Below are 19433 nucleotides of genomic sequence, written 5' to 3'. Positions count from 1 at the left end.
ACGCGATCTTAATCTTTCGCTGCCAATCCAGTATTTAAAGGAGCCTCGTTTTGGGCAACGCACGCAATCTGGCCTTCTGGGTCGTCCTGTTTGTTCTGGTGATCTCGCTGTTTAACCTGTTTGGGAACGGCGCGGGCACACAGCAGAGCAATGAAAAAAGCTATTCCGAATTCGTGCAGGCCGTGGATGCCGGCGCTGTGGCCGAGGCCCGTTTGGATGGGGAACAGCTGTTTTATCGCGGGTCCGACAACCGCACGTATGTGACGATTGTTCCGGCGGATGCGGAAGTGACCAATATGCTGGTCGACAAGGGCGTTCCTTTGACCGCTGAGGCGCAAGAGCAATCTGGCCTTGCGACGTTCCTTGTGGGTCTGTTGCCCTTCTTGCTGCTTATCGGTGTGTGGATTTACTTTATGAACCGCATGCAGGGCGGTGGCAAAGGCGGCGCCATGGGGTTCGGGAAATCCCGCGCCAAGCTGCTGACCGAAAAGCAGGGCCGTGTGACGTTTGATGATGTGGCCGGCATTGACGAGGCCAAAGAAGAACTCGAAGAAATTGTTGAGTTTTTGCGCAACCCGCAGAAGTTCTCTCGGTTGGGGGGCAAAATTCCGAAAGGGGCCTTGCTTGTTGGGCCTCCGGGGACGGGTAAAACGCTTCTCGCCCGCGCCATTGCAGGTGAGGCTGGCGTGCCATTTTTCACCATCTCCGGCTCTGACTTTGTTGAAATGTTCGTGGGTGTTGGCGCGTCGCGTGTGCGCGATATGTTCGAACAGGCCAAGAAGAACGCGCCGTGTATTTTGTTCATTGACGAGATCGACGCCGTGGGCCGTGCCCGTGGGGCCGGTTATGGCGGTGGCAACGACGAACGCGAACAGACGTTGAACCAATTGCTGGTTGAGATGGACGGGTTTGAGGCCAATGAAGGCATCATCATCGTGGCCGCCACCAACCGCCGCGACGTTCTGGACCCAGCCTTGCTGCGTCCGGGCCGGTTTGACCGTCAGGTCACCGTGCCAAATCCGGACATCAAAGGCCGTGAAAAGATCCTCGGTGTGCATGCGCGCAAAGTACCGCTTGGCCCTGATGTTGACCTGCGCATCATTGCGCGCGGCACACCTGGGTTCTCTGGTGCGGATTTGGCCAACCTTGTGAATGAGGCTGCCTTGATGGCCGCACGCGTTGGCCGCCGTTTTGTTGCCATGCTCGACTTCGAACAGGCGAAAGACAAGGTGATGATGGGCGCTGAACGTCGGTCCATGGTCATGACGGACGCCCAGAAAGAAATGACCGCGTATCACGAAGCCGGTCATGCTGTTGTCGGTATCACACTGCCGAAATGTGACCCCGTGTATAAGGCGACGATCATCCCACGCGGTGGAGCGCTGGGCATGGTGATGTCACTGCCTGAGATGGACCGTCTGAATATGTTCCGCGATGAATGTCATCAGCGGTTGGCGATGACCATGGCAGGCAAAGCGGCTGAGGTTCTGAAATATGGCGAAGATGCTGTGTCGAACGGACCTTCCGGTGACATTCAGCAGGCCAGCCAGTTGTCGCGCGCGATGATTATGCGTTGGGGCATGTCCGATAAGGTCGGCAACATCGATTACGCTGAAGCCCACGAAGGCTATTCCGGCAACACCGCCGGGTTCTCGGTGTCGACCCAGACAAAGGAGCTGATCGAAGAAGAGGTGAAGGCCTTTATCGAACAGGGGTATGAGGAAGCCAAACGCATCCTGACGGAGAAAAAGGATGAGTGGGAACGTCTTGCCCAAGGCCTTTTGGAATATGAGACGCTGACGGGCGCCGAGATCAAAAAGGTCATGGCGGGTGAGCCTTTGGGTCGCGATGATGACGGCGATGCAGATGTGCCGCCGGCCTCTGGCAATTCGGTCACCGCAATTCCGAAAACCAAGCCGCGCAAACCTAAAGCGCCGGACATGGAACCGGAAGCCACTTAAACAGAACCCCCCCCCGCACGTCACCGTGCGGGGGGTTTATTTTGTTAGGTGACATCTGATCTCACACTTTTTGGGTTGAGCCGTTCCCAAGGCTGCGGCACGAATGACCAAAGGAGATCGCAATGCCAGCCCTAAAGCCCACAGAATATACCGCAGACGTTGTCTGGATCGGCGCACTTGAGACCGAGGACCGGACGGCATTGAAGTCAGTGGTGCGTGATCATCTGGATTTGACGTTTGAGGGCATCGCAGCGGAATGCCACAATGGTCTGACGCGCCCGTCGTGCAGCCGGGTGTCGTCGCAATACGCCAAAGGCACTGCGATCAAGAATGAGAGACAGCTGTGTATCATCAGCGAAGAGGAACTAACACAGATTGCTGCAAAGATGGGGCTGGATGCCATTGATCCGGCCCGACTAGGGGCCACGATCATGGTGCGAGGCTTGCCCGATCTGACATTCGTGCCGCCGTCGTCACGATTGCAGGCGCCCAGCGGGGCGACGGTGACGGTGGATATGGAAAATCGCCCCTGCCATCTGGTGACACGCTCTTTGCAAAGCGAACATGGCGATCTTGATGTGACCTTCAAAACAGCCGCCAAGAATCTGCGCGGTGTGACCGCATGGGTGGCGGCAGAAGGCCGGATCAATCTGGGCGATAGGCTGACTTTGCACATTCCGGATCAGCGGGCTTGGCAGCCGTCTTAAGTCGCGGGCGAAGCCATCCGGCGCGTCCCCATCCGCCGCACAGGTTTCGTATCAGAAACGGATGATGTCCGATCTGACGTTTCCGCCCGTGAAAATGTCGCAAAGTTTTTCACTTGGGTTTGCGGGCTGTGGTTCCCTCATGCCACATCATATGCAGACAAGGCTGTTCTGCCACGGGGAGACCAACAATGGGTTACAAGACAGACATCGAAATCGCGCGCGAAGCGAACAAGAAACCGATTCAAGAGATCGGCGCAAAGCTGGGCATCGGCAGCGATGACCTGCTGCCCTATGGTCACGACAAGGCGAAAGTCAGCCAATCTTTCATCAACTCCGTTCAGGGCAACGGCAACGGCAAGCTGGTCCTTGTGACCGCGATCAACCCGACCCCCGCGGGTGAGGGTAAGACGACAACCACAGTCGGTCTGGGCGATGGCCTGAACCGGATCGGCAAAAAGGCCGCGATCTGTATTCGTGAGGCGTCCCTTGGGCCAAACTTCGGGATGAAGGGCGGGGCCGCTGGCGGCGGGTATGCGCAGGTTGTGCCGATGGAAGACATGAACCTGCACTTTACCGGAGATTTCCACGCGATCACGTCCGCGCATTCGCTGCTGTCTGCGATGATCGACAACCACATCTATTGGGGCAATGAATGCGAGATCGACATTCGCCGCGTTGTGTGGCGCCGTGTCGTGGATATGAACGACCGTGCCCTGCGCCAGATCACAGCGTCGCTGGGGGGGGTCGCCAACGGGTTTCCCCGTGAAGCGGGTTTTGACATCACGGTGGCGTCTGAAGTTATGGCGATCTTGTGCCTGGCCAAAGACCTACAGGATCTGCAGAAACGTCTGGGCGATATGATCGTGGCCTACCGCCGCGACCGGAGCCCGGTTTTCTGCCGTGACATCAAAGCGGACGGAGCAATGACCGTTCTGTTGAAGGACGCGATGCAGCCGAACCTGGTGCAGACATTGGAAAACAACCCTGCATTTGTTCACGGTGGACCGTTCGCAAACATCGCACACGGCTGTAACTCTGTCATTGCGACGACAACGGCGTTGAAAATCGCGGATTATGTGGTGACTGAGGCGGGCTTTGGCGCGGACCTCGGCGCTGAGAAATTCATGAACATCAAATGCCGCAAAGCGGGGTTGAGCCCTTCGGTGGTGGTCTGTGTGGCCACGGTGCGCGCCATGAAGATGAACGGCGGCGTGGCAAAGGCTGATCTGGGTGCAGAAAATGTTGATGCCGTAAAGGCGGGCTGCCCGAACCTTGGCCGTCACATCGAGAACCTGAAATCCTTTGGTGTGCCTGTCGTCGTGGCGATCAACCATTTTGTCACCGACACCGATGCCGAAGTGGATATGATCAAAGAGTATGTCAAATCCCACGGGGCTGAGGCGGTCTTGTCGCGTCACTGGGAGCTTGGGTCTGAAGGGTCTGCGGATCTGGCGACGAAGGTGGCCGAGCTGGCCGAGGCTGACACGGCCAACTTCTCCCCCATCTATCCTGACGATATGCCGCTGGCCGAGAAAATCCAGACGATTTGCAAACGGATCTACCGGGCGGATGAGGCGCTAATGGATCAGAAAATCCGCGATCAGTTGAAGCTGTGGGAAGAGCAGGGCTACGGTGATTTGCCGGTGTGCATGGCGAAAACCCAGTATTCGTTCTCAACCGATCCGAGCCTGCGCGGTGCGCCGACAGGTCATTCGGTTCCGGTGCGTGAGGTGCGGTTGAGTGCGGGGGCGGGGTTCATCGTGGCCGTCTGCGGTGAGATCATGACCATGCCAGGCCTGCCCCGTGTGCCGTCTGCAGAGAATATCCACTTGAATGATGACGGACAGATCGAAGGTTTGTTCTAAGTCGGGATCGGCGGGTGACGCTGTTTGGCCTGAGGGCCAAAGGCGCCCCACCCGCCGATCCCTTTGCCTTCCAGGCGGGAGGTATTTTTGACCCAAAGAAGGAAAGGGCGCGTGCCATGGCGGGGACAGTGATTGACGGAAAGGCCTTCGCGGCGGATGTGCGTGGGCAGATAGCTGACCATGTTGCGCGGCTGAAAGCAGATCACGGCGTAACGCCCGGACTGGCTGTTGTTCTGGTGGGGGAAGATCCGGCCAGTGAGGTTTATGTCGCGGCCAAGCATCGCCAGACTGTTGAAGTCGGTATGGCGTCGTTTGAACATAAGTTGCCCGCAGATGTGCCCGAAGCGGATTTGTTTGCCTTGATTGATCAATTGAATGCGGATCCATCCGTCCATGGCATTCTGTGCCAGTTTCCGGTGCCAGATCATCTCAACGAGCGATCCGTTGTGGCGCGCATTGATCCGGCCAAGGATGTGGATGGATTGAGTGTGGTGAACGCAGGGCTTTTGGCCAGTGGTGAGAAAGGGCTGGTGTCGTGTACCCCATTGGGCTGTCTGATGTTGCTGCGAGATCAGATTGGGTCGATGTCCGGTATGGAGGCTGTGGTTGTCGGGCGGTCTAATTTGTTCGGCAAACCTATGGGGCAGTTGTTGCTGCAGGAAAATTGTACGGTGACGATTGCCCATTCGCGGACCAAAGATTTGGCCGAGGTGTGCCGGAGGGCCGATATCCTGGTGGCCGCTGTCGGGCGGGCGGAGATGGTGCAAGCGGATTGGGTCAAACCGGGGGCGACGGTCATTGATGTCGGCATCACGCGGATCCCCCATCCTGACAAACCAGGAAAGACAAAATTGCTGGGTGATGTGGCCTATGAAACAGTGCGCGAGGTTGCGTCAGCGGTCACACCAGTGCCAGGTGGCGTCGGCCCGATGACCATCGCCTGTCTTTTGGCAAACACCCTGACAGCCTGTTGCCGCGCACATGGTTTGGAAGAGCCTAAAGGTTTGACGGCATAGCCCTTTTTCGCGCGGACTGTTCTCTGTATGCTACACGCGATGGTAGAGCGCGATTCTACCATTCGAAGTGCTGTTTGAGGGGGCCGCATGGAAGAACGCGCGAAGGGGGCCGTGGCAACTGTGAAAAGTGTGGTGACGGGCAGTCTTTTGTTTGGCTGGGCAATAACCACGTTTGTTGTGGCGCTTTCAGGTCCGTTTGGAACATTCGAAACACAGACTTTCGCCTGGCGGTTGGTGTACTGGGGCTGTCTGATTGCGGTTGCAATTTTGATCGCGCTGGCGTGGCGTTTGTTCTGGCGTCAAATTTTGGCAGCCCGCCCTGAATGGGTTGAAGACGTGGCAGTCATACTGTCGCTGGGTTTGACCTTTGGTCCGTTGGTGGTCGAGTTTAACTCTTGGTTGACGGGAGGTCTCTCTGTCACATCGTTGAGTTGGCACATGACGGTTGGGATCACGATCTGTGTCGGGGCAGGGATTTTGGTGCTGCGCCGTTGGATGGCGCCCACGGCACCGGCTGGGTCCGCTGCGCCGTCCCGCGATAGGTTGCTTGATCGAATTGACGCGCCGGACGGGGTTCGTCTGACGCGGATCAGTTCGGACAACCACCACATTCGCATCTGTACTGATGACGGGGCGGAATATCGGATCCTCATGCGGTTGCGCGATGCCTTGGGTGAAATCGACGTAGAGCCAGGTTTGTGCACCCATCGGTCCCATTGGGTTGCGTTGCGCTGGATCATTTTGGTGGATGAAACCGGGGGCAAACCTGTTGTCCGGACCACATGTGGAAGCAGTGTTCCGGTTGGGCCCAAGTACCGAGGTGAGTTGGTTAACGCCGGGCTCCTTGCGGCCTGACAAGGGCAGAGAGTGGCATGGGTATCGCGCGTGAGCCTGTCAGGATCGCCAGGCCATCCGGCAACATCAGATCCCGCAAAGGTTGTGACGCGGCAGACAATCCGCCGGTGTAGGCGCCAAACGACGGCATGATAACGCGGTTCTGATCAATCAGAAAGCTGCGCACCTGTCGCAAGCCAGGCACGCCAGCCTTTGGATGATAGTGGCCTGAAATTTCCCCACAACCGGCCGCAGTCGCGATGTGGCGAAAGACGAGGCCCTGCGTGTGGTAGTCGAGAAGATGACTGCCCCCCAATTCGACAGGGCCAGGGTCGTGGTTGCCCTCAATCCAGATCCAGTTTCGACCCGCCTGAAGCCCTGCGATCATTTTCTGCATATCCGCAGGCAGGGACATCGCGGCACCCAGGTCGTCAAAACTGTCGCCCAGGCAAATCACTGTTTTGGGCGATGTGTCTGCGATGGCTTCCTGCAGCTGCCACAGCGTTTCTTGCGTTTCATAGGGCGGCAAAAGGGTGCCGCCCCTTCGTGCAATCCGGTCGGATTTGCCCAAATGCAGGTCTGACACGCATAAAATCGCCTTTTCGGGCCACCACAGGCTGCCATCGGCGCGGGCCACCAGGGATACGTCTGCAAAGGTAAATGCGTAATCGTTCATGGTCTGTTCTTTGCCGTGCGCCAGAAGGTTTGTCCAGACATGGGTTACAGGGATGTGAGGCCTGCCTCTTCCATCAGTTCAGCGGCGCGGTCTTGCATCAATCTCTCACGTCCTTCGCCCCAGACAGGGATCCGACCCGGTTCAAGAAACAACGGGGCGGCCAGGGGGGTGACACGGGACAGGCGCAGATGGTCGACTTGGCCCTTCGTGCGTTCCAGCATGTCCTCAACCCGACCAAAATCGACAAGGCCACGCATGGCCTCTTCGCGGGTGATGCGCAGCATCAGGTGGTCGGGGTCATATTTGGCCAGCGTGTCATACAAGATATCGCTGGAAAACGTGGCCTGTCGGCCTGTTTTGCGGCCCTGCCGTGTGTTGCGTTCGATCAGCCCTGCAATTGTGGCCGCGACACGGAAGGTGCGCTTCATCACGGCATTGCCTTGCAGCCACGTTTCTAACCCGTCGTACATATTTTGCGGATCGAAGAGCGGGGCAGGGTCGGTGACTTCGTTCAGGCCCCAAATCAACAACGCATAGTCCGTGACGACAAACCCAAGCGGGTTCAGGCCCGCGGCCTCCATCCGCTGGGTCAGGATCAGGCCCAACGTGCGGTGTGCGTTGATGCCGGCGAACCCGTAGACCACCATATTTTGCCGCCCGTCTTGGGGAAAGGTTTCAACCAGTATTCGGCCCGGTTCCGGCAGCTTGGAAAAGTCGCGTTGCATGTGCAGCCATTCCGATGTGTGGGCGGGCAAAGCGGGCCAGCTGTCTTGCTGGAACATCTGCAAGATCCTTTGGCTCAGCTGGGTTGAGGTCGCAAATTTCGTCCCGTTAAAGGTGGCGACCTTGGGTTCACGCCCTTTGTTTCGGCTCACCTCAACCGTGAGCTGGTTCAGACCTTCATAGCGCACGATCTGGCCGCCGATCAGAAACGTATCGCCGGGGGTCAGGGTCGCGGCAAAGCCTTCTTCGATTTCACCCAACATCTTGGCGCCGCGTTTGAACCGGACCTTCAATGTCTCGTAGTCAAAGATTGTCCCCATATTCATGCGGATACGCTGTGCGGCCCTTGGATCGCGCAACTGCCAGACGTCGCCCACCTGCTTCAGGCGCTGCCATTGATCATAGGCGCGCAGCGCATAGCCGCCGGTGGCGCAAAATTCCAGACAATCGTCGAAGGCGGCCCGACTGAGGGAGGCATAGGCCCCAACGGTCTTGATCTCAGCAAACAGGGCGTCAGCGGTGAAGGGGCCAGAACAGGACATCAACAGGATGTGTTGGCACAGCACATCTCTCGGCCCGGGAGACCCGGGATCACCATCAAGATCGTTTTCCTTGGCCGCCTGCAACGCGGCGACGCATTCGACCACCTCAAACCGGTTCGCAGGCACAATGACGGCCTTGGATGGCGCGTTGTAGCGGTGATTGGCCCGCCCGATCCGTTGAATGAGACGTTTGACGTTCTTGGGCGCGCCAATCTGCACGACCAGATCCACATCGCCCCAGTCGATCCCCAGATCAAGGGACCCTGTACAGACGATGGCGCGCAGCTCACCCGCCACCATTGCGGCCTCAACCTTTTCCCGTTGGGCGCGATCAAGGCTGCCGTGGTGGATGCCGATTGGCAGGGCGTCTTCGTTGGCAAGCCACAGATTGTGAAAGTAAATTTCGGCCTGCGCGCGGGTGTTGTGGAAAATGAGGGTCGTTCGATGCTGTTTGACCAGATCCAAAACCGCTGGGATGGAATAGGCCGCGCCACCGCCGGACCACGGCGGTTTTTCATCTGTGACCAACATGGAAATATCCGGCGCAGGGCCGGGATCGGCCTGTAAAATCGGGCAGGGGTCGGGATGGCGCGCCAAATTCTGAGCGATGGCCTGCGGGTCCTCAACCGTCGCCGACAGGCCCACACGGCGCAGATCAGGCGCGATGGTTTGAATGCGCGACAGCGCCAGCATCAGCTGATCGCCCCGCTTGCTTTCTGCCAAGGCATGGATCTCATCCACAATGATCCGCTGCACCCCTTTGAAAATGCGCGGCGCATCTTCGTAGGATGCCAAGAGCGCAAGGCTCTCAGGTGTGGTCAGCAAGATGTGGGGCGGGTCGGCCCGTTGCCTGCGTTTCTGGGTGTATGACGTATCGCCCGTGCGGTCTTCGATGCGAATGGGCAGCCCCATTTCAGAAACCGGTGTGCCAAGATTGCGTTTGATATCCGCCGCCAGCGCCTTTAGCGGCGACACATAGATGGTGTGCAGGCCCTCATGGTTGCCATCCGACAACTCCACCAAGGACGGCAAAAAACCCGATAGAGTTTTCCCGCCCCCAGTGGGCGCGATCAGCAACAAGGCGGGCTCCTCGGCGCGGTCCAACATCGCCTGTTGATGCGGATGGATCGACCAGCCCTTAGAGGCAAACCAATCGCGAAAAAGGGGGGGAAGGCTAGTCATGCCCATAAGGTGCGCGCACCTGCCCAACAGTCAAGCACCGCGTGGGGGAACTTGCCCCTGTCTTTGTTTCAAAAATATCCCGGGGGAGGTGCGAAGCACCGGGGGCAGAGCCCCCCGCCGGGCCGCGCTCCGCGCGGCCCCGGTCGGACGGGCCCCGCCCGTTCGAAACCAACTCGCCTAAATCGCCCCGATCAGTGGACGATCTCTTCTTCCTTGACGAACATATTGGCCCAGGCGCGGTCGATCAGATCAGGGGACATTTGATAGGGGATGCCCTCGAATTCACAAATCGAAATCATCTGGTCGATCAGGAAAATCGGCTGATAGTTGGCATAGATGTTGTCGATTGTCGGGTACTTATTCTGCAACAAATGGACCAAGGCGGCCTCATCCAATGGCATCTTCCGTTTGCGGGCCATCATTGCGAAAATCTTCAGGAAGTCTTCCTGATCCGGCCCGTCGATTTTGATCTTGAAGAAGATCCGGCGCAGGGCCGCTTTGTCGAAAATCTCGTTTGGATGGAAGTTGGTCGAGAAGATAACGAGGGTATCAAATGGCACCTCGAATTTCTCCCCCGATTGCAGGGCGAGGATATCGCGGTTTTCTTCCAGCGGAACGATCCAGCGGTTGACGATGGCCTGTGGCGGTTCTGCCTGACGGCCAAGGTCGTCGATAATGAAAATTCCGCCCGATGATTTCAGCTGAAGCGGGGCTTGATACGTCCGTGCGACGGGGTTGTAGACCAGATCCAACATCTCCAGCGTCAATTCACCCCCCGTAATCACTGTGGGCCGTTCACATTTCACATAGCGTGTGTCGAACCGGCCAGAGGTGCGGCGCAACGAATTGGGGTCGTCCACGTCCTCTTCCGCGGCGGAATGGACAATCGGATCATAAACCGTGATCACCTGACCGGAGTATTCAATCGCGCGGGGGATATAGATTTTGTCGCCCAAGGCATCGCGGATCCCGTTTGAGATGGACGATTTACCGTTGCCGGGGGGGCCATACATCAGGATCGACCGGCCCGCACCCACCGCAGGCCCAAGCTGGTCCAGCAGGGTCGGGGGCAAAATCAGGTGCCCCATGGCGTTGGTCAACTGGTCGCGGGTAACGTGGATGTTGCGGATGGACTGGCGTTTGACCTGTTCGCGGTACACCTCAAGCGGGACAGGCATCGCGCCGAAATATTCAGATTGCGCCAACGCATCAAGGGCGCGCTGCTTGCCCGCATCGGTCAGCTGATAGCCCATTTCGTTGCCCGAATTGGCGTTCAATGTCCCTGTCGCTTCACACAGACGTTGATCGCGGGCGATATCAATCAGTTGTTGGGTGATGACGACCGGCAGGCACACCACCTTTGCCAGATCACGGGCGGTTTCCAGATTGGTGCGAAACATCGTCTTGATCAGAATGTCGCGCATCATCACTGGCGAAAGTGCCATTGTTTCCAGTGTTTTGGGCGCGGGGGGCGCCATTGAGTCCGTGGTGTGCATGTTCATCGGGCTGCTCATCCATATGTTTTATGTGGCCTATTCGCCCATGCGCGCGTCAAATCGGCGGCCCGTGGGGAAAGGTTTTGCAAAGGCGGTGTGCCTGACTATTGTGTCGAAAAAAGGGACAAAACCGTTCCAGAGGCAGGCATGACACACCAGAACACAGCGGTTTTGACCGTATTTTGCGCAATTTTGATCGTTTTGCTCGGTGGGGTCTCGGCCCTGCAGGGCGGTCTTTTCATCGGGAAACACGAAGGCGACACGTTGCATCTGATGCAGATTGTGTTCCGCATGGCCGAGGGTCAGACGCCGCATCTGGATTTTATGACCCCCATCGGGGCATTGGCGTTTTGGCCCATTGCTGTGCTGGTCAAGGCGGGCTTGGGCATTGGAATGGCGATCATTTGGGCGCAGATTGCCGCAGCGGTTATCTTTTTGCCGGTTGTCATCTGGGTGGCGCGGACACGGCTGTCCCCCGGGGTGGGCGCGCTTTTTGGCCTTATTATCATGGTGTTGCTGCTGGCGCTGGTCCATGGAGAGGCGCAACGGTCCGTCTCGATTTCGATGCATTACAACCGTCTGGCGTGGGCGGCAGCGTTTGTCGCTGTCGTGATGGCGGTGGTCCCTTCGCAGCGGCCCTCGGGCACCTTGGACGGGGTGATCATGGGCGCGATGATCTGCATCATGGCGATGATCAAGATGACCTATTTCGTGTCTTTCGCGGTGCCGATTTTGGTGGCCATGATCCTGACCAAGCAGACCCGCGCGATCTTTGTGGCCGCGATCACCGGTTTGGCCGTGGTGGCCGTGATCACCGTGATGGAAGGCGTGGGATATTGGGTGGCCTATGCGGGCGATTTGTTGGCGGTGGCCGGATCAGATGTGCGCGCCGCCCCGGGGGAGCCCTTGGCGGCCATCATGGGCGCACCGGCCTATCTGGGCGGATCCTTGGCCGTGTTTCTAAGCGTGATTTTCTTGCGTCAGGCTGGGGTGGCCGTGGGCGGGCTTGTCTTGCTGCTGTTGATCCCTGGATTTTTCTACGTGACGTATCAGAATTTTGGCAATGATCCCCAGTGGTTGTTGCTGGTCACGGTGGTGTTGCTGGCGCTTCGGGGGCAGGCAGCGGATACGATCAACCGCTTCGGCATCAATGCCCGCGATGGCATTTTAACGATGGCCTGCGTCAGCTTTGCGCTGACCGCGCCGTCGTTCTTTAACCTCGCCTATAGTCCGTTTCGTCATGCGGCGACCGACACGTCTGACTACGTGCCGATCCTGCCGCGCGGCGGCGTTCACAGTGACCTTTATGCTGCCAATTTGCGGGTGAACCGGGTCGATGGCCGTATCGCGATGGACGGCGCGGTTGAGGGGCTGACAGCCTTTGAGGACCGTGAAGATCCGGTTGAAATTTTCGGAGAGATCATCCCGCGCTGCACCATCGAACTGGGCCTGCCGCATGTCATGGATGTGATCGCGTCCGACATTGATGCCGCTGGGCTGTCGCAAGGGCCAGGCGGGCCGCGATCCATGTTCGCAGCAGATATCTTCTCGTCCTATTGGCTGTTCGGTGATCTGGCGCCAATGGCGGGCGGTGCCCCGTGGTATTACGGCGGCGCACCTGGGCTCAAGGATGCGGAACTGATCCTGGTGCCGCTGTGCCCTGTGGCACAGGATGTTCAGGGTGAAATTGCCGAGATCCTCAACGGGTTGGTTGAGGCGGACAAGATCACCGTGCGGGAGGTTTTGCGCACCGAACTCTATGTGGTCTACGAAAAAACTGACCTCTAGGCGATCAGAACAGCGGGCGCGCCAGATAGACGATCAGGACGGCGGCCATGGGAAATCCCATCGGAAACCGCCGCTTTTCGCCCCAGCTTTCCCAATGGGGGACCAAGTTGCGAATGGGGGGGATCGCCTTGGCGATGCGGTGAACCACCAAGCCCGCGACCATGCCCGCGCCAAGTAGATAAAGGACAAGTGTGACGTCACCAAGGGCCACAAAAGGGGCTGCTGAGGCCAGAAATTTGCTATCTCCGGCCCCCATCATTCCGATCATATTCGCGATGATGGCCAACAAAAGAACAACAAAGAAATGGGCATAGCGCCACAAATAATCCGAAAAAGGCATCACAAAGATCCCGACCACGACGAAAATGATGGCCAGCGCATCCGTCGACCATGTGGGGATTTTCATGGCGCGCAGATCGTTCCAGGCGACATAGATGCACAAGGGCGCCACAAAGATCAGAAACGCAATGGATTGCGCAACCGTGACGTCAACGGGCGGAAGCTGAAACATGCGTCCTAGTTCGTCACGTTGTCTTCAAGGGCGCGCAGGGACCGCACCGCAGCCTCAAAGTGCTGGGGATGGGTGTCGATGGCTTCGCGCAGAAGGCCGCGCCCGATGGTCAGATCGTTCTGTTTGATCGCCGTCAGGGCCAGCGTGTGCAACAGTTGGGCACGTTCGATCTGGGTCATCGGGATGACGGGCAGGTCGTAATTGCGCTGTGCGCCGCGGGCCAGAACAAGGTTGTTCTTTGCGGTGAACAGGTCGCGGTCATTGCGCAGGGCATCCGTAAACAAACGTTCGGCGGCGGAATAATCACCGCGGGTCAGTTTGGAAAAGCCCCAGTTGTTCAACACACCTGCGGGTGAGGTCGTGAGACCCACGGCCGTTTCATAAAAGCTGTCGGCGTTGGACCATTCTTCGTTGCTGTCAGCGACCATCGCCTCAAGCCGGTAACGTTTAAACGTCTCATGGGTGGGGGGGATTGCATCAAGGGCCGTCTCGGCGGCGTCCCAATCGTTCGTGCGGATCAGGGCATCGGCCAGATCAACCTGATCGTCGGCGGTGGCCTCGGGGTGGTCCACAACAGCCTGCCATGCGGTCGCGGCCTCACCTGCGCGGCGGGCACGGATCAGTGATTTGGCCAGACCGCGCATCAAATCAATGCGGCCCGGGTCGTTTGTCGATGCGCGCAGGAAATAATTCACAGCCTCATTCGGGTCAGCGACCGTCAGCATCACGTCGTTGAGGTTGGTTTCATCCACCACGTTCACGTCTTGCAGCGCGCGTTCGACCTGAGCGTCGCCCGATTGGCTGCATGCGGACAGCGTGACAGCGCCCAAAAGGGCTGCGGAAAGAAGAATAGGGTGGCGCATTTTGTGCGTCCTTTACTGCTCTGCCTCTTACAGTGTCGACAGCAGCACAAAATCACCCGTGCCGCGCCGCACCAATTGGAACGGTTCGTTCTCTTGGCTCACAGTATTAGCGGGATTTTCCAATTTTGCGAGTGCCAAGCGCAGGTTGTCCCTGATTTCGTCCGAATTCCCGTTATCCGTTGCAAACGCGCGACGGAATACTTGGGCGGCTTCGGCGGTTTTGCCCCGTTCCATCAGGATGACGCCAAGATTGTTCCAAGCCGCGGCAAAGTCGGGGTCTTCATCGACGGCGCGGCGCAACAGCTCTTCGGCTTGGTTCAGACGCCCCAGTTTGAGGTTGGCGGACCCCAGCGCGGACAACGTATCTACGTTCAACCCTTGTTGGCCTGCCGCCCGCAGGTACGCCCGCAAGGCCAGATCGTATTCGCCTGCGGCCATCAATCGGTGCCCGACCAACAACCCGTCAATATCTGAGGCGCCCGCCACGGTGGGTGCGAAGACGCGGTCCCCACTTGGCGCGAAAGCGCCCTCGCCGCATCCGGCGAGGGCGCTGAACCCCAACAAAAATCCCACAAGTCTGTTCATGCAATGCCTAGAAGTTGGCGGCCTGTAACGTCTCATAGATGTTATACACAGACGGCCCGATCAAGATGATCAGAAGCGGCGGAACCGTCAACATCATCGTGGCGAGTGTCATTTTTGTCGGCAAGGTGTTGGCTTTTTCCTCGGCGCGCATCACCCGCTTGTCCCGCATTTCCGCTGAGAAGACCCGCAAGGCTTCGGCGATGGATGTCCCGAACTGTTGAGACTGGATCAGCACGGTCACGAAGGATGCGATGTCCGGCACGCCGCACCGTTCAGACATATCGCGCAGCACTTGCGTTTTGTCCTTACCGGCCTTCATTTCGTTGCTGACCATTTCGTATTCTTCAGCCAAGGCAGGAAAGCCTGCTTTGAGTTCATGGGCGACCCGGATGATGGACTGGTCGAGGGATTGGCCGGCCTCAACACAGACCAGCATCATGTCCAAGCTGTCAGGAAAACCGTTGATCATCTCTTCCTGCCGTTCGCCAAGGCGTTTGTTGACCCAATAGCGCGGCAGGTAATATCCAGCGAGGCCAGGCCCAAGGATCGACATCACTGTCGCTTTGGTCGAAGGCTCCCCCGTTTGGGAGGCGTAGACGGCATAGGCCACGCCCAACAGCAGCAGCACGATCCCCAAGGAAAACTGGGCAAAGTGGTACATCTTCACCGCGGATTTCGTCCGATAGCCCGCCTGAATCAGTTTAAGCCGAATCGCGGTGTATTCTTCCACATCCTGCGGTTCCAGAAAGCTGGAATATTTGTCCAGCTTGTCCGTCCCTTGGGAGGCCCGCAGACGTTCGGGGTGATCGGATCCAAGGCCCGCATGGCTGGACGCCTTAAGCTTATCCAGTGGATCTTCGCGTTTTTGCAGCATCACCGGCAGAACCAGCAGGATCAGCAAAACGCCCAACATGCCCACGGCGATCAACGGGCCAAAAGGGCCCAGCAGATCAATCAGCTTTTGGTTTATGGTATCGAGAAAAGCCATGAGCGTTACACCTTAATGTTCACAAGACGGCGCATGACGATCACGTTCGCCACAAGAAAGCCTGCAACGACCAGACAGGCCGGAATGAAGGCTGCGGTTTCTTTCACGTCGTCATAGTAATTGGGCTGGATGAGGTTGATCATCACCAGCGCGCCCAGCGGGAAGACGGACAGGAACATGCCCGACCATTTTGCCTCAGCCGTGATGGCCTTGACGCGGCGGAAGAGTTTGAACCGCGCGCGGATCACCTTGGACAGACCATCGAGGATTTCTGCAAGGTTACCACCGGCGGTCTGCTGAATGGTCACGGCCACGGCCAGGAACCGCATGTCTTGCATGTCCATCCGTTCCGCCATGTGTTTGAGGGTTTCGCCCATGTCGCGGCCATAGGCGGCCTCATCCGAGATGACGCCCATTTCGGTGCCCAGCGGGTCCGGCACCTCTTTGGCGACAATCGCCACAGCGGAGGAGAACGGGTGGCCGACACGCAAGGACCGCACCATCAGTTCCACTGCATCGGGCAGCTGTTCTTCGATCATTGCGGTGCGTTTCTTGGCCTTGCTGTTGACCCAGAAGAAAACGCCGCCCACGCCCATCACGACCGCGACGCCTGCACGGATCGGGACAGAGGTTGCGGTGCCGACCGTCAACATCACGAAAGCAACGCCCGTCAGGACGCCCATGATCATCATCAATTGCGCGGGTGAGAAGGCGATATTGGCCTTTTGCGCCCGTTGCGCCAGCAGGGAATACAGCGGGATGCTTTGCGATTTCATGTGCTGGGTCATCTCCTTGCGGAGTTGTTCCAGCACCTGTTCACGGTTGCCGCCCTTTTCCAACATCTCAAGGCGACGGTTCACCTTGTTGTTGAAATTGATCGATTTGCCAAAGGCGACCAAATAGATGCCATTGACCAGCACGATACAGGCCACAAAGATCAGACCATAAATGATGGGTTCTGCCGAAAGGGTCATTTTGTTTGGTCCTTACTGGGCGGCGACGGGTTCAAAGATGGCGGGCGGCAAATCGTAGCCCCACAGCTTGAAGCGTTCGGAAAAATGGCTCCGCACGCCGGTTGCCGTGAAGTGGCCGATGATTTTGTTGTCAGGGGTCAGGCCCACGCGCTGATAGCGGAAAACCTCCTGCATCGAGATCACGTCACCTTCCATACCGGTGATTTCGGTGATCGATGTCATCCGACGCGAGCCATCCTGCAAACGCGAGGCCTGCACAATCAGGTTCACAGCCGACGAAATCTGGGATCGCACGGCCTTCAGCGGCATCTCAATCCCCGCCATGGCGATCATGTTTTCCAGACGCGAGACCCCATCACGGGCGGAGTTGGCGTGGATCGTCGTCATGGACCCGTCGTGGCCGGTGTTCATGGCCTGCAACATGTCGATGACTTCCTCACCCCGGGTTTCCCCCACGATGATCCGGTCTGGGCGCATCCGCAGCGCGTTTTTCAGACAGTCACGCGGGCTGACTTCGCCCTTACCTTCGACGTTGGGCGGGCGGCTTTCCATCCGGCCTACGTGGGTCTGTTGCAGCTGAAGTTCTGCCGTATCCTCAATCGTCAGGATGCGTTCGGAGTTGTCGATAAACGACGACAGTGCGTTCAGCGTGGTCGTTTTACCCGAACCCGTACCACCGGACACAATGACATTCAGACGGGTGGAGACAGCGGCCTGTAGATAGGCGGCCATTTCCTCGGTGAACGCACCAAATTTCACCAGATCATCAATCCCCAGCTTGTCCTTTTTGAACTTACGAATGGAGACAAGGGATCCGTCAACGGCCACGGGCGGAACCATGGCGTTGAAACGTGAGCCATCGGCCAAGCGGGCGTCAACGTAAGGGTTGGATTCATCGACACGGCGGCCCACGGCGGACACGATCTTGTCGATGATCCGCAGCAGGTGGCGTTCGTCTTTGAACGTCACATCGGTCAATTCCAGCTTACCGGCGCGTTCCACAAAGATCTGCTGTGGGCCGTTCACCAAAATATCGTTGACGTTTTCGTCCTGCAGAAGTGTTTCAAGCGGGCCTAGGCCCTTCACCTCAAAATAAAGCTCCTGGTTGAGGGTTTGGCGTTCCTCACGGTTTAGGACGACGCCCATCTCATCCAAGGATTCTTGCGCAATCGCGCTGATCTCTGCTTTCAGATCCTGTTCCGTTGCAGTCTCAAGTGCGGCGAGGTTCAGGTTGTCCAGAAGCGACTTGTGCAACTCCAGCTTGATTTCGCCCAGACGTTCCTTTCGCTTTTTCTCTTTGTCGCCTGTGGTTGGGGCCGCTTTCACCGGCGCCGGCTTCATCATGGATTTGCGCGGCGCCTCAGCTGCGGCTGCGGCAGGCATTTGCGTGACGTTGTCCGCATTTTCCGGTTTGGCTGCGGGTGCGGCTGTCTTTTTGTACTTCGAAAACATGGATCCCACCTTTTATGCGGTTGCTGCGACGTCGGCCACGTTGACCTCGTGCACGGACTTGGCCAGCTTTGCGATTTCTTTGCGCAGCGGGTTTTTCGGGATGGCCTCGGCCAATGGCACGCCGTGATCCGCATTCTGTGGAATAGGCTTGCCGCCATCAGGCAGTTGAACTTCGATCGAAATTCCAAGGCTTTCGGCCAGACGCTTGATGCGGCTTTTGCCGTTCAGATCGGTGAATTTCGGGGCGCGGTTCAGAATGAAACGCAGCTTTTCGAACGGCAACTGTTCAGACTGCAACGCCCGTTTGATCCGCAACGTGTTTTGGGCAGACCGCATATCCAGCTCAAGCGTGGCAAAATACACGTGGGCCGCATTCAACACGGTTTCGGACCATTCCACCATGGTCTTGGGCATGTCGATGATCACATAGTCAAAATTGGTGCGGGCCATTTCAACGATCCGTTCGATGTCGTCAGGCGACACCAGATCCATTGGGATCAGATCGGTCGGCGCGGTCAAAACCTGTAGCTTTTGTTCAAAGGTCAAAAGCGACCGCATGAAGCTTTCGCTGTCCATGGCCTCGGTGTCTTGCAACATTTCAAAGACAGCTTCGCGGCGCGGCAAATCAAGATAGGTCGAGACGCTGCCGAATTGGAAATCCAGATCCAGAATGCAGACGCGCGGCGCATTTTCACCATCAATGTTGGCCAATTCCCATGCAAGGTTCACAGCCAACGTTGTGGCACCCGTGCCACCGGCCATCCCCTGGACGGGGATCAGGACGCCATTGCGGTCGCCCGTGGCCTTCAGCTTCGTTTCCATTTCCGGCGCGATGGGGGCCTGCGGGGCAGGGGTCAACACGCGATCAATGGCCTGGGCCAATTCGCCTTCGGGCAGTGGATAGGGCACAAATTCATCGCCACCGTCGCGCAGCAAGCCGTGCAACGACGCAGGCGAGACCTCTTCGGCGATCAACAGGACGCGGATATCGCGGGCTTTGGCCGCGCGCACAATCTCAGAGATGATCGAAAGGTCTGCCTCGTCCTCTTCGTCCAGCGCAATGGCCAAAAACTCAAGATCAGCAGCCTCGGGCTGGTCCAGATAGGGCAGAGCGTCGTCAAAACCCAAATCCCCCCAGCTTTCGCCAAGGCAGGTTTCCATATCTTCGATCAACAGATCAAAGTTCTGGACATCGCGGCTCACCGTGCATGCGGTGATGGGCTGCGGTTCAGGTTGCAACATTGCCGACCCACTCATGGCTTATACCTCT

General features: G+C 57.9%; 17 protein-coding genes. 7 read left to right on the top strand and 10 right to left on the bottom strand.

Annotated features, from left to right (window positions below):
• Nucleotides 1-50 precede the first annotated feature (50 nt).
• From ftsH to PSJ8397_RS12660, 5 genes are all read left to right on the top strand, one after another.
• Entirely contained in the window at nucleotides 51-1961 is a 1911-nt protein-coding gene (gene ftsH, locus PSJ8397_RS12680) for an ATP-dependent zinc metalloprotease FtsH (protein WP_085864989.1), read from the top strand.
• Between the two features lie 122 nt (nucleotides 1962-2083).
• Entirely contained in the window at nucleotides 2084-2668 is a 585-nt protein-coding gene (locus tag PSJ8397_RS12675) for an MOSC domain-containing protein (protein WP_085864988.1), read from the top strand.
• A gap of 188 nt (nucleotides 2669-2856) precedes the next feature.
• The gene (locus tag PSJ8397_RS12670) at nucleotides 2857-4533 is read left to right on the top strand and encodes a formate--tetrahydrofolate ligase (RefSeq protein ID WP_085864987.1); all 1677 of its coding nucleotides are present in this window, start codon (nucleotides 2857-2859) and stop codon (nucleotides 4531-4533) included.
• 116 nt (nucleotides 4534-4649) lie between these two features.
• On the top strand, nucleotides 4650-5549 hold the full coding sequence (gene folD / locus PSJ8397_RS12665) for a bifunctional methylenetetrahydrofolate dehydrogenase/methenyltetrahydrofolate cyclohydrolase FolD (protein WP_085865140.1): 900 nt from the start codon (nucleotides 4650-4652) through the stop codon (nucleotides 5547-5549).
• Nucleotides 5550-5636: 87 nt separating this feature from the next.
• The gene (locus tag PSJ8397_RS12660; protein WP_085864986.1) at nucleotides 5637-6404 is read left to right on the top strand and encodes a LytTR family DNA-binding domain-containing protein; all 768 of its coding nucleotides are present in this window, start codon (nucleotides 5637-5639) and stop codon (nucleotides 6402-6404) included.
• On the opposite strand, the gene pdeM is transcribed toward PSJ8397_RS12660, so the two are convergent.
• The 3 genes from pdeM to PSJ8397_RS12645 form a co-directional block, all read right to left on the bottom strand.
• Nucleotides 6379-7059 carry a ligase-associated DNA damage response endonuclease PdeM gene (gene pdeM, locus PSJ8397_RS12655; RefSeq protein WP_085864985.1) on the bottom strand — a complete coding sequence of 227 codons (681 nt, stop codon included), beginning with the start codon at nucleotides 7057-7059 and terminating at the stop codon, nucleotides 6379-6381. The genes PSJ8397_RS12660 and pdeM overlap by 26 nt on opposite strands.
• A gap of 44 nt (nucleotides 7060-7103) precedes the next feature.
• The gene (locus tag PSJ8397_RS12650) at nucleotides 7104-9506 is read right to left on the bottom strand and encodes a ligase-associated DNA damage response DEXH box helicase (protein WP_085865139.1); all 2403 of its coding nucleotides are present in this window, start codon (nucleotides 9504-9506) and stop codon (nucleotides 7104-7106) included.
• Nucleotides 9507-9697: 191 nt separating this feature from the next.
• On the bottom strand, nucleotides 9698-11008 hold the full coding sequence (locus PSJ8397_RS12645; protein WP_085864984.1) for a P-loop NTPase family protein: 1311 nt from the start codon (nucleotides 11006-11008) through the stop codon (nucleotides 9698-9700).
• On the opposite strand from PSJ8397_RS12645, the gene PSJ8397_RS17135 reads away from it, so the two are divergent.
• Nucleotides 10920-11153 carry a hypothetical protein gene (locus PSJ8397_RS17135; RefSeq protein ID WP_200811322.1) on the top strand — a complete coding sequence of 78 codons (234 nt, stop codon included), beginning with the start codon at nucleotides 10920-10922 and terminating at the stop codon, nucleotides 11151-11153. The two genes, PSJ8397_RS12645 and PSJ8397_RS17135, sit on opposite strands and share 89 nt — an antisense overlap.
• Complete coding sequence (locus tag PSJ8397_RS12640; protein ID WP_143515471.1) at nucleotides 11150-12790, top strand: hypothetical protein; 1641 nt, start codon at nucleotides 11150-11152, stop codon at nucleotides 12788-12790. The genes PSJ8397_RS17135 and PSJ8397_RS12640 overlap by 4 nt, the downstream gene beginning before the upstream one ends.
• Nucleotides 12791-12794: 4 nt before the next feature.
• Here PSJ8397_RS12640 and PSJ8397_RS12635 read toward each other — a convergent pair whose 3' ends face one another.
• The 7 genes from PSJ8397_RS12635 to PSJ8397_RS12605 are packed head-to-tail and all read right to left on the bottom strand — an operon-like array spanning nucleotide 12795 to nucleotide 19420.
• On the bottom strand, nucleotides 12795-13301 hold the full coding sequence (locus PSJ8397_RS12635; RefSeq protein ID WP_085864982.1) for an A24 family peptidase: 507 nt from the start codon (nucleotides 13299-13301) through the stop codon (nucleotides 12795-12797).
• Between the two features lie 5 nt (nucleotides 13302-13306).
• Entirely contained in the window at nucleotides 13307-14164 is an 858-nt protein-coding gene (locus tag PSJ8397_RS12630; RefSeq protein ID WP_085864981.1) for a tetratricopeptide repeat protein, read from the bottom strand.
• 27 nt (nucleotides 14165-14191) lie between these two features.
• Entirely contained in the window at nucleotides 14192-14749 is a 558-nt protein-coding gene (locus tag PSJ8397_RS12625) for a tetratricopeptide repeat protein (protein ID WP_085864980.1), read from the bottom strand.
• A 7-nt stretch (nucleotides 14750-14756) separates the two neighbouring features.
• Nucleotides 14757-15737, bottom strand: a complete 981-nt coding sequence (locus PSJ8397_RS12620; RefSeq protein WP_085864979.1) for a type II secretion system F family protein — start codon at nucleotides 15735-15737, stop codon at nucleotides 14757-14759.
• A gap of 5 nt (nucleotides 15738-15742) precedes the next feature.
• Nucleotides 15743-16711: a type II secretion system F family protein gene (locus PSJ8397_RS12615; RefSeq protein WP_085864978.1), complete on the bottom strand. Its 969-nt coding sequence runs from the start codon at nucleotides 16709-16711 to the stop codon at nucleotides 15743-15745.
• Nucleotides 16712-16723: 12 nt separating this feature from the next.
• The gene (locus PSJ8397_RS12610; protein WP_085864977.1) at nucleotides 16724-18163 is read right to left on the bottom strand and encodes a CpaF family protein; all 1440 of its coding nucleotides are present in this window, start codon (nucleotides 18161-18163) and stop codon (nucleotides 16724-16726) included.
• A gap of 12 nt (nucleotides 18164-18175) precedes the next feature.
• A complete protein-coding gene (locus PSJ8397_RS12605) occupies nucleotides 18176-19420 on the bottom strand; it encodes an AAA family ATPase (protein WP_085864976.1) in 1245 nt (414 codons plus the stop codon).
• Nucleotides 19421-19433 lie beyond the last annotated feature (13 nt).

The sequence above is a fragment of the Pseudooctadecabacter jejudonensis genome (assembly GCF_900172275.1).
In the GTDB taxonomy this organism is placed as follows: Bacteria; Pseudomonadota; Alphaproteobacteria; order Rhodobacterales; family Rhodobacteraceae; genus Octadecabacter; species Octadecabacter jejudonensis.
The sequence above is the reverse complement of the archived record's forward strand: the minus strand, read 5'-3'. Positions and strand labels throughout refer to the sequence as shown.

What these genes read in the sequence shown, in the direction of transcription:
- PSJ8397_RS12675 (WP_085864988.1), top strand. Translation starts at nt 2,084, where the DNA reads ATGCCAGCCCTAAAGCCCACAGAATATACCGCAGACGTTGTCTGGATC.
- PSJ8397_RS12670 (WP_085864987.1), top strand. Translation starts at nt 2,857, where the DNA reads ATGGGTTACAAGACAGACATCGAAATCGCGCGCGAAGCGAACAAGAAA.
- folD (WP_085865140.1), top strand. Translation starts at nt 4,650, where the DNA reads ATGGCGGGGACAGTGATTGACGGAAAGGCCTTCGCGGCGGATGTGCGT.
- PSJ8397_RS12660 (WP_085864986.1), top strand. Translation starts at nt 5,637, where the DNA reads ATGGAAGAACGCGCGAAGGGGGCCGTGGCAACTGTGAAAAGTGTGGTG.
- pdeM (WP_085864985.1), bottom strand. Translation starts at nt 7,059, where the DNA reads ATGAACGATTACGCATTTACCTTTGCAGACGTATCCCTGGTGGCCCGC.
- PSJ8397_RS12650 (WP_085865139.1), bottom strand. Translation starts at nt 9,506, where the DNA reads ATGACTAGCCTTCCCCCCCTTTTTCGCGATTGGTTTGCCTCTAAGGGC.
- PSJ8397_RS17135 (WP_200811322.1), top strand. Translation starts at nt 10,920, where the DNA reads ATGTCGCGCATCATCACTGGCGAAAGTGCCATTGTTTCCAGTGTTTTG.
- PSJ8397_RS12645 (WP_085864984.1), bottom strand. Translation starts at nt 11,008, where the DNA reads ATGAACATGCACACCACGGACTCAATGGCGCCCCCCGCGCCCAAAACA.
- PSJ8397_RS12640 (WP_143515471.1), top strand. Translation starts at nt 11,150, where the DNA reads ATGACACACCAGAACACAGCGGTTTTGACCGTATTTTGCGCAATTTTG.
- PSJ8397_RS12635 (WP_085864982.1), bottom strand. Translation starts at nt 13,301, where the DNA reads ATGTTTCAGCTTCCGCCCGTTGACGTCACGGTTGCGCAATCCATTGCG.
- PSJ8397_RS12630 (WP_085864981.1), bottom strand. Translation starts at nt 14,164, where the DNA reads ATGCGCCACCCTATTCTTCTTTCCGCAGCCCTTTTGGGCGCTGTCACG.
- PSJ8397_RS12625 (WP_085864980.1), bottom strand. Translation starts at nt 14,749, where the DNA reads ATGAACAGACTTGTGGGATTTTTGTTGGGGTTCAGCGCCCTCGCCGGA.
- PSJ8397_RS12620 (WP_085864979.1), bottom strand. Translation starts at nt 15,737, where the DNA reads ATGGCTTTTCTCGATACCATAAACCAAAAGCTGATTGATCTGCTGGGC.
- PSJ8397_RS12615 (WP_085864978.1), bottom strand. Translation starts at nt 16,711, where the DNA reads ATGACCCTTTCGGCAGAACCCATCATTTATGGTCTGATCTTTGTGGCC.
- PSJ8397_RS12610 (WP_085864977.1), bottom strand. Translation starts at nt 18,163, where the DNA reads ATGTTTTCGAAGTACAAAAAGACAGCCGCACCCGCAGCCAAACCGGAA.
- PSJ8397_RS12605 (WP_085864976.1), bottom strand. Translation starts at nt 19,420, where the DNA reads ATGAGTGGGTCGGCAATGTTGCAACCTGAACCGCAGCCCATCACCGCA.